This window comes from Robertmurraya beringensis (assembly GCF_042433785.1).
Lineage (GTDB): Bacteria > Bacillota > Bacilli > Bacillales > Cytobacillaceae > Robertmurraya_A > Robertmurraya_A beringensis.
Map to the genome: position 1 here is coordinate 76,016 of NZ_JBHLUU010000010.1, position 7,349 is coordinate 83,364.

General features: G+C 40.6%; 7 protein-coding genes, 11 tRNA genes and 1 rRNA gene. 18 read left to right on the top strand and 1 reads right to left on the bottom strand.

The window, feature by feature from the left end; translation table 11 throughout:
* Positions 1-43 precede the first annotated feature (43 nt).
* From ACFFHF_RS02105 to ACFFHF_RS02125, 5 genes are all read left to right on the top strand, one after another.
* Positions 44-373, top strand: a complete 330-nt coding sequence (locus ACFFHF_RS02105) for an anti-sigma factor antagonist (protein WP_160549383.1) — start codon at positions 44-46, stop codon at positions 371-373.
* The gene (gene rsbW, locus ACFFHF_RS02110; protein ID WP_160549382.1) at positions 370-843 is read left to right on the top strand and encodes an anti-sigma B factor RsbW; all 474 of its coding nucleotides are present in this window, start codon (positions 370-372) and stop codon (positions 841-843) included. Before ACFFHF_RS02105 ends, rsbW begins: the two co-directional genes overlap by 4 nt.
* Complete coding sequence (sigB, locus tag ACFFHF_RS02115) at positions 821-1,615, top strand: RNA polymerase sigma factor SigB (protein WP_160549381.1); 795 nt, start codon at positions 821-823, stop codon at positions 1,613-1,615. Before rsbW ends, sigB begins: the two co-directional genes overlap by 23 nt.
* Positions 1,612-2,196: a PP2C family serine/threonine-protein phosphatase gene (locus ACFFHF_RS02120; protein WP_377057520.1), complete on the top strand. Its 585-nt coding sequence runs from the start codon at positions 1,612-1,614 to the stop codon at positions 2,194-2,196. The genes sigB and ACFFHF_RS02120 overlap by 4 nt, the downstream gene beginning before the upstream one ends.
* 124 nt (positions 2,197-2,320) lie before the next feature.
* Positions 2,321-4,480 (top strand): Tex family protein, encoded by a 2,160-nt coding sequence (locus ACFFHF_RS02125; protein ID WP_377057523.1) that lies wholly within the window; start codon positions 2,321-2,323, stop codon positions 4,478-4,480.
* 559 nt (positions 4,481-5,039) lie between these two features.
* Here ACFFHF_RS02125 and cmpA read toward each other — a convergent pair.
* Positions 5,040-5,156 carry a cortex morphogenetic protein CmpA gene (gene cmpA / locus ACFFHF_RS02130; RefSeq protein WP_119706371.1) on the bottom strand — a complete coding sequence of 39 codons (117 nt, stop codon included), beginning with the start codon at positions 5,154-5,156 and terminating at the stop codon, positions 5,040-5,042.
* A gap of 103 nt (positions 5,157-5,259) precedes the next feature.
* On the opposite strand from cmpA, the gene ACFFHF_RS02135 reads away from it, so the two are divergent.
* From ACFFHF_RS02135 to ACFFHF_RS02195, 13 genes are all read left to right on the top strand, one after another.
* Entirely contained in the window at positions 5,260-5,721 is a 462-nt protein-coding gene (locus ACFFHF_RS02135) for a SprT family protein (protein WP_340901892.1), read from the top strand.
* A 141-nt stretch (positions 5,722-5,862) separates the two neighbouring features.
* Positions 5,863-5,938, top strand: a tRNA-Asn gene (locus tag ACFFHF_RS02140).
* A 4-nt stretch (positions 5,939-5,942) separates the two neighbouring features.
* A tRNA-Ser gene (locus tag ACFFHF_RS02145) sits at positions 5,943-6,033 on the top strand.
* Between the two features lie 27 nt (positions 6,034-6,060).
* Positions 6,061-6,132, top strand: a tRNA-Glu gene (locus ACFFHF_RS02150).
* 27 nt (positions 6,133-6,159) lie between these two features.
* Positions 6,160-6,235: transfer RNA gene (locus tag ACFFHF_RS02155), tRNA-Asp, on the top strand.
* Positions 6,236-6,241: 6 nt separating this feature from the next.
* Positions 6,242-6,316 (top strand) — tRNA-Gln (locus tag ACFFHF_RS02160).
* Between the two features lie 36 nt (positions 6,317-6,352).
* Positions 6,353-6,428, top strand: a tRNA-Lys gene (locus ACFFHF_RS02165).
* A gap of 30 nt (positions 6,429-6,458) precedes the next feature.
* Positions 6,459-6,543 (top strand) — tRNA-Leu (locus tag ACFFHF_RS02170).
* A 61-nt stretch (positions 6,544-6,604) separates the two neighbouring features.
* Positions 6,605-6,690, top strand: a tRNA-Leu gene (locus ACFFHF_RS02175).
* A 74-nt stretch (positions 6,691-6,764) separates the two neighbouring features.
* Positions 6,765-6,841: transfer RNA gene (locus ACFFHF_RS02180), tRNA-Arg, on the top strand.
* Positions 6,842-6,851: 10 nt separating this feature from the next.
* Positions 6,852-6,928 (top strand) — tRNA-Pro (locus ACFFHF_RS02185).
* 21 nt (positions 6,929-6,949) lie between these two features.
* Positions 6,950-7,023: transfer RNA gene (locus ACFFHF_RS02190), tRNA-Gly, on the top strand.
* A 110-nt stretch (positions 7,024-7,133) separates the two neighbouring features.
* A 16S ribosomal RNA gene (locus ACFFHF_RS02195) occupies positions 7,134-7,349 on the top strand; the annotation flags it as partial.

Sequence of the window (7,349 nt, forward strand, 5' to 3'; positions counted from 1 at the left end):
GGGTAACGAATAAGAGCAGTTGACTTGTAAAGAGGTGGGTATAATGAACATAAAGTTAGATATCACGGAATGTGATGGTCGTGTTGCTGTCAGTGTAACAGGTGAAATTGATGTTTATACGGCACCGAAGCTAAGAGAAACCCTGTTTCCTCTGTCTGAGAGAAACGGAGTGAACATGATTATTAATCTTTCTGGAGTAGAATATATGGATAGCACAGGCTTAGGGGTATTTGTGGGGACGTTTAAAAATGTGCGCTCAAGCAATGGGGAATTTCAGTTAGTTGGACTTTCTGATCGGTTAAAGAGGCTTTTTGAGATCACCGGACTAGCTGATATTATGAATATTAGCCAGATTGAGGGTGAACCAAAATGAAAGAAGTTTGTGACTACATTGAAATGAAAATCCCTGCTAAGCCAGAATACGTAGGTGTGATTCGATTAACATTATCTGCCATTGCCAGTCGGATGGGCTTTTCATTCGATGAAATTGAAGATTTGAAAATTGCTACAAGTGAAGCCATAACAAATGCTGTTCAGCATGCCTACAAAACTGGAAAACTTGGAGAGGTTGCAGTAGGTTTTGGATCATATGGCGATCGACTCGAAGTTATCGTGGCTGACAGTGGAAAGAGTTTCGATTTTCAATCGGCTCGAGAAAAAGTAGGTCCTTATCGTGGGAATGAACCAGTTGAGTTTATGCGTGAAGGAGGCCTTGGGCTTTACTTGATAGAAACGCTGATGGATGAAGTGGTCATTCATCAGAATGAGGGTGTGACGGTTTTTATGACCAAATACCTAGAAGGGGAGCAGGTGGAGAGGAATGCAGAACAAATCTCAACCTAATTCACTATCAAAAGAAGAAATTCATCGATATATAAAAGCTTATCAGCAAAACCAGGATGATGAAGCTCAAAATCAATTGGTTTTACATTATAAAAGCTTAGTTGAAACAATTGCCCGAAAATACTCAAAAGGAAAATCCTATCATGAGGACATTGTTCAAGTCGGGAATATTGGTCTGTTAGGAGCGATGCGAAGGTACGATGAGGAATTTGGGAGAAGCTTTGAAGCTTTTGCTGTACCTACCATTGTTGGAGAAATCAAGCGTTTTTTAAGAGATAAAACGTGGAGTATCCATGTTCCCAGAAGAATAAAAGAACTAGGTCCAAGAATTAAAGCAACGGTTGAGGAATTAACCACCACTCTCCAGCGTTCGCCAAAAGTATGTGAAATTGCTGAAGCCTTACAAGAAACCGAAGAGGATATACTAGAAGCGATGGAGATGGGAAGAAGTTATCAGGCATTGTCTGTTGACCATTCTATTGAGGCTGATTCAGATGGAGGGACTGTCACGTTATTGGACGTGGTGGGAAACATTGATGAGGGTTATGAAAAGGTGAATCAAAAGCTTGTATTAGACAAGGTTCTACATGTTTTGACGGAAAGAGAAAGGGAGATTATCCAATACACGTATTTGGACAATCTAAGTCAAAAAGACACCGGGGAGAAATTAGGTATTTCTCAGATGCATGTGTCAAGATTGCAAAGAAAGGCAATAAAAAAACTTCAAGATGCCATCCGCTCAGATCATAACAGTTCGGAGTGCTTATCGTGACGAAACCAATAGAAGTGATTGTTCACCAAACAACTAAGGAAGGTAAGTATGTATGTGGAGATAGCTATTACTTTGTTCTCCAAGATGAATATTTTACCTGTGTCGTCGCGGATGGTCTTGGTAGTGGAACACTAGCAAATGAGGCATCTTCAGCAGTGGTTGAGGTTGTCCAACAATATCATGAGGAAGATGTTGAGGTGTTGATGAAAAAATGCAATGAGTCTCTTTTTCAAAAAAGAGGAGCTGCGGTAGCGGTATTAAAGGTATTTTTTCAGACGAAGGAATTTCACTATAGCTGTGTAGGGAATATCCGTTTCTTTTTATATTCAGATCAAGGTGAACTAACCTACCCTCTTCCAGTCTCAGGATATCTATCTGGTAAACCAGTAAGATTTAATACAAAGAGATACTCCTATCAAGCAAACTCGAAATTTCTTATTCATTCGGACGGCATCACGCCTAACGGAATAAAATCGTTACTAAGCTCTGGGTTATCGAATGAATGTATTGCGAATCAAATACGGGAGAGGTTCACTTCGAAAATGGATGATTCAACATTTATTATAGGGACATTGCATTAGAGTTACCTGTACATAATGGGGTAACTCTTTTTTGTACATATCATTCATTTTGTTACACTTGAAATCTTTGATAAAATAAGGAAAAAGACATTCGTGTTGGAGGAAAAGTACATTGGATCAAACAATCGATAAGCGTAAGGAACTCTTACAAACGGTAGCAAAAGAGCAGAATTTAAGTTTCAAACAAGTGAACAATGTTATTTCGTTACTTGAAGAAGGAAACACTCTACCGTTCATTGCGAGATACCGTAAAGAACAAACGGGTGCATTAGACGAGGTACAAATTCGTGACATTATGGAACGTTGGCAATACATACAAAACCTTGAGCAAAGAAAAGAAGAGGTTATTCGGATTATCGAAGAACAAGGAAAACTGACGGTTGAGTTAAAAAGCCAGATAGAAAAATCGATCAAGCTACAAGAGGTTGAAGATTTGTATCGTCCGTATAAACAGAAACGCCGTACAAAGGCAACTGTAGCGAAAGAAAAAGGATTAGAGCCGTTTGCGGAATGGTTAGTAACCTTCCCTGTAAATGGTTCAATCGAAGAAAAGGCAAGTGAATTTTTGTCGGACGAGCTTGAGGTTCACTCTATTGAAGAAGTGATAAACGGGGCGAAGGATATTATCGCTGAGTGGGTTTCAGACGATGCAGATTCACGAAAATGGATACGAAGTGAGACTGCTAAAGCTGGATTGGTTGAAGCTAGTGTTAAGGATATGGAAAAAGACGAGAAAAAAGTGTATGAAATGTATTATGAATATTCAGAGCCTATTAGCAAAGTGGTTCCCCATCGTACGCTTGCTCTCAATCGCGGGGAGAAAGAAGAAGTTTTACGGGTAGCGATTAAGCCGAATGTGGACCGTAACATGGACTACTTAACAAAAAAGTGGATTAAGAATTCTCGATCCTTCGTTGTTGAGACAGTGACTGAGGCAGTTGAAGATGGCTATAAGAGATTAATTCAACCTTCAATAGAAAGAGAAATTCGTAATGAGCTAACTGAAAAGGCAGAAGAAAGAGCGATTCATATATTCTCTGAGAATTTAAGAAATCTTCTTCTCCAACCACCTTTAAAAGGAAAGATCGTTCTAGGTGTAGACCCAGCGTATCGAACAGGCTGTAAGTTAGCGGTAGTGGATGAAACAGGGAAGGTTCTTAGAATCGATGTGATTTACCCTCATCCACCTGTATCGAAGAAACAAGAAGCAGAGAAAAAGTTTAAAGAAATCATTGAAACATACGAAGTTGAAATGGTAGCAGTGGGAAATGGGACTGCCTCCCGGGAAACAGAGCAGTTTGTAGTAGATATGCTCAAAGATCAAAAAAGAGAGATTTATTATTTAATTGTTAACGAAGCGGGTGCGAGTGTTTATTCTGCTTCCGATTTAGCTCGTGAAGAATTCCCTGATTTTCAGGTAGAGGAGAGAAGTGCGGTATCTATTGCCCGTCGCTTGCAAGATCCATTAGCCGAATTAGTTAAAATCGATCCAAAATCGGTTGGAGTAGGCCAATATCAACATGATGTATCTCAAAAGAGATTATCTGAATCATTAACTTTTGTTGTGGAAACCGCTGTGAACCAAGTAGGTGTGAATGTTAATACTGCGTCTGCTTCATTGCTTCAATATGTAGCTGGACTTTCAAAAACAGTAGCAACCAATATCGTCAAGAAACGTGAAGAAGAAGGTAAGTTTGTCAATCGAACACAGTTAAAGAAAATTCCGAGGTTAGGTGCAAAAACATATGAGCAAGCCATTGGGTTTCTGCGTGTGATTGATGGAAAAGAACCGCTCGACCGTACAGGTATTCACCCGGAAAATTATCAAGCAGTTAAAAATCTCCTAAGTAAATTAGGATTTACCTCAGCTGACCTAGGTTCAGAAGCGCTAAAAACAACCTTATCATCTGTTGACATCAAAGCTATTGCGGCAGAGCTTGAGATCGGAGAATTAACATTAAAGGATATTCTTGATGCGTTAGTTAGACCGGAAAGAGATCCACGTGACGAGCTTCCTGCACCATTATTAAAGAAAGATGTACTAAAGCTTGAAGATTTAAAAGTAGGAATGGAGCTTCAAGGAACCGTTCGAAACGTAGTGGACTTCGGAGCATTTGTTGATATTGGAGTAAAGCAAGACGGTCTTGTGCATATTTCTAAACTATGCAATCGCTTTGTCAAGCACCCACTCGATATTGTTTCCGTTGGAGACGTAGTCACCGTGTGGGTGGATAGTGTAGACCAACAAAAAGGCAGAGTCGCTTTAACGATGCTGCAACCGTAAAGCCTAAGGAAACACCGTTCACGATGTTAACGGGTTTACTTGTGAGGTGCAAACGGTAAAAGTAGACCAAATATTACACAGTAAAAAAGGATTAGAGATGCAAACTCTCTCTAATCCTTTTTTGAATTTCCTTTTTTCTAAAGTACCCGAAAGTTACACAAGTTCATTAGCTGCTATAGCGAGTTTGATAAATAAGCGGAGAAATTTCTCTTATTTAGGAAATTGCACTGAAAATAGCTAAAATAGACGGAAAGTTTCCGGCTATTGACTTAAAAAACGTGAAATCGGGCGATTTTGCTTTGCTTAGTCGGAAATACTCCGCTTATATACCCCGAACCAAGCTCTATTCTGTAGTTTAACCGAAAAAACTCCGCTTATTATTAACACACCATCCAATAATTACTTCATCCCCTGTGATTTCCTGTGTGAATCAAGACAAAATAAACAATAAAATTTTGCCGAAATGGTCAATAAAAAACGCACTGTGAATGATATTGTGAATTCAAGTGCGTTTTCATATGTGTTTTATAAAGTTTGCACCGCTAGTGTAAATTCGTTATCAAGAGGAACGGTGTTTTTTTCTGTAAAAAAACCAACATTGGTTAAGTAGTTTTATTTGATAGGCATTTTTCTCTAAAAATGCTTTCTGCATCTGATTTTGAAACCAAGTAGGCATAGACATACCTCCTAGCACAAATTTCAAGGGGTATATTCAATGTATGCTATAATGGGTTGTCATGTTCATAGAATTTTTGTTTAGTTAGAAGTGAGGTGGGAGTATGGGTGACAATGAGTTACAAAATTTAGTTGAGGAAATTTCCATTCAATTCTTTAACAAGCCATTTCGACATACTGCTTTTTTTAATTCCCGTCTTCGAACAACAGGTGGACGTTATATGTTAAGGTCTCATAACATTGAGATTAATCGAAGTTATCTAGAACAACTGGGGGAACAAGAATTAATCGGCATCATTAAGCATGAATTATGTCATTATCATTTGCATCTAGAGGGAAAAGGCTATCAGCACCGAGATCATGACTTTAAAACCCTTCTTAAAAAAGTGGGTGCACCCCGTTTTTGTTCTACTCTCCCGAACCGCCCTGAAGTTAGAACCCAAAAGACCGTTCGTATATATCAATGCACCGGATGCGCTCAACAATATAATAGAAAAAGAAGGATCAATACTTCAAAGTATGTTTGTGGAAAGTGCCGGGGGAAACTTATTGAAATTCATGTTTGACAGTTGGAGAAAAAGATGTTAAATTATTATTCCGTGACTGACATCGAGCGGGAAAAAGTAATAAAAATTCCCCCTTGACTTTCACAGCTCGTCTCATTATAATGTAAAGAGTCGAGATTACGACATGAACACTTTTCTTATTCCACAGTAGCTCAGTTGGTAGAGCATTCGGCTGTTAACCGAACGGTCACAGGTTCGAGTCCTGTCTGTGGAGCCATTTTGGGGAAGTACTCAAGAGGCTGAAGAGGCGCCCCTGCTAAGGGTGTAGGTCGGGTGACCGGCGCGAGGGTTCAAATCCCTCCTTCTCCGCCAGTAACTTTCATCATCTTTTAAAAATATGGCCCCTTGGTCAAGCGGTTAAGACACCGCCCTTTCACGGCGGTAACACGGGTTCGAATCCCGTAGGGGTCACTTTTAAATTATTATACTATTAATAAAGGTCCCGTGGTGTAGCGGTTAACATGCCTGCCTGTCACGCAGGAGATCGCCGGTTCGATCCCGGTCGGGACCGCCATATTATTGGGCTATAGCCAAGCGGTAAGGCAACGGACTTTGACTCCGTCATGCGTTGGTTCGAATCCAGCTAGCCCAGCCATTTTTTATTTTAAGGCAATTTTATCTTAATTTGTACGAGCCATTAGCTCAGTCGGTAGAGCATCTGACTTTTAATCAGAGGGTCGAAGGTTCGAGTCCTTCATGGCTCACCATGTTTACTAAGTGGTATAGCATAATATTATGCGGGTGTGGCGGAATTGGCAGACGCACTAGACTTAGGATCTAGCGCCGCAAGGCGTGGGGGTTCGACTCCCTTCACCCGCACCATTCATTTCCAGTTGATTGACTGGGAGGATTCATGTATAATAGATACTATCGCTCTTAATGAGCGGTCGTGGCGGAATGGCAGACGCGCTAGGTTGAGGGCCTAGTGGGGGCAACCCCGTGGAGGTTCAAGTCCTCTCGGCCGCACCAAGAAAAAACTACAAAAAATGTTTGACATTAAAATATGGTTATGATATTATGTAAAAGTTGCTTCTTTAAAAAGAGCGCCCGTAGCTCAATTGGATAGAGCGTCTGACTACGGATCAGAAGGTTATGGGTTCGACTCCTTTCGGGCGCGCCATTTTGAATAACGGGGAGTAGCTCAGCTTGGTAGAGCACTTGGTTTGGGACCAAGGGGTCGCAGGTTCGAATCCTGTCTTCCCGACCATTTATAATAAAATAATAATATGCGGGTGTAGTTTAATGGTAAAACCTCAGCCTTCCAAGCTGATGTCGTGAGTTCGATTCTCATCACCCGCTCCAACAAATCAAATTGTTCTTTGAAAACTAAACAAATCATACGTCAACAAAAAATGATTAGTGTTGAAAAATACACTAGCCAACGTTTTATCTTTAAGAGCTAATCTTACTCTTTATTGGAGAGTTTGATCCTGGCTCAGGACGAACGCTGGCGGCGTGCCTAATACATGCAAGTCGAGCGGATCTTTGGGAGCTTGCTCCCAAAGGTTAGCGGCGGACGGGTGAGTAACACGTGGGCAACCTGCCTATGAGACTGGGATAACTCCGGGAAACCGGGGCTAATACCGGATAATTCTTTTCTACACATGTAGAAAAGCTGAAAGATGGTT

Coding starts and splice junctions, on each gene's coding strand:
- sigB (WP_160549381.1), top strand. CDS start 821: ATGCAGAACAAATCTCAACCTAATTCACTATCAAAAGAAGAAATTCAT.
- rsbW (WP_160549382.1), top strand. CDS start 370: ATGAAAGAAGTTTGTGACTACATTGAAATGAAAATCCCTGCTAAGCCA.
- cmpA (WP_119706371.1), bottom strand. CDS start 5,156: ATGCCTACTTGGTTTCAAAATCAGATGCAGAAAGCATTTTTAGAGAAA.
- ACFFHF_RS02135 (WP_340901892.1), top strand. CDS start 5,260: ATGGGTGACAATGAGTTACAAAATTTAGTTGAGGAAATTTCCATTCAA.
- ACFFHF_RS02105 (WP_160549383.1), top strand. CDS start 44: ATGAACATAAAGTTAGATATCACGGAATGTGATGGTCGTGTTGCTGTC.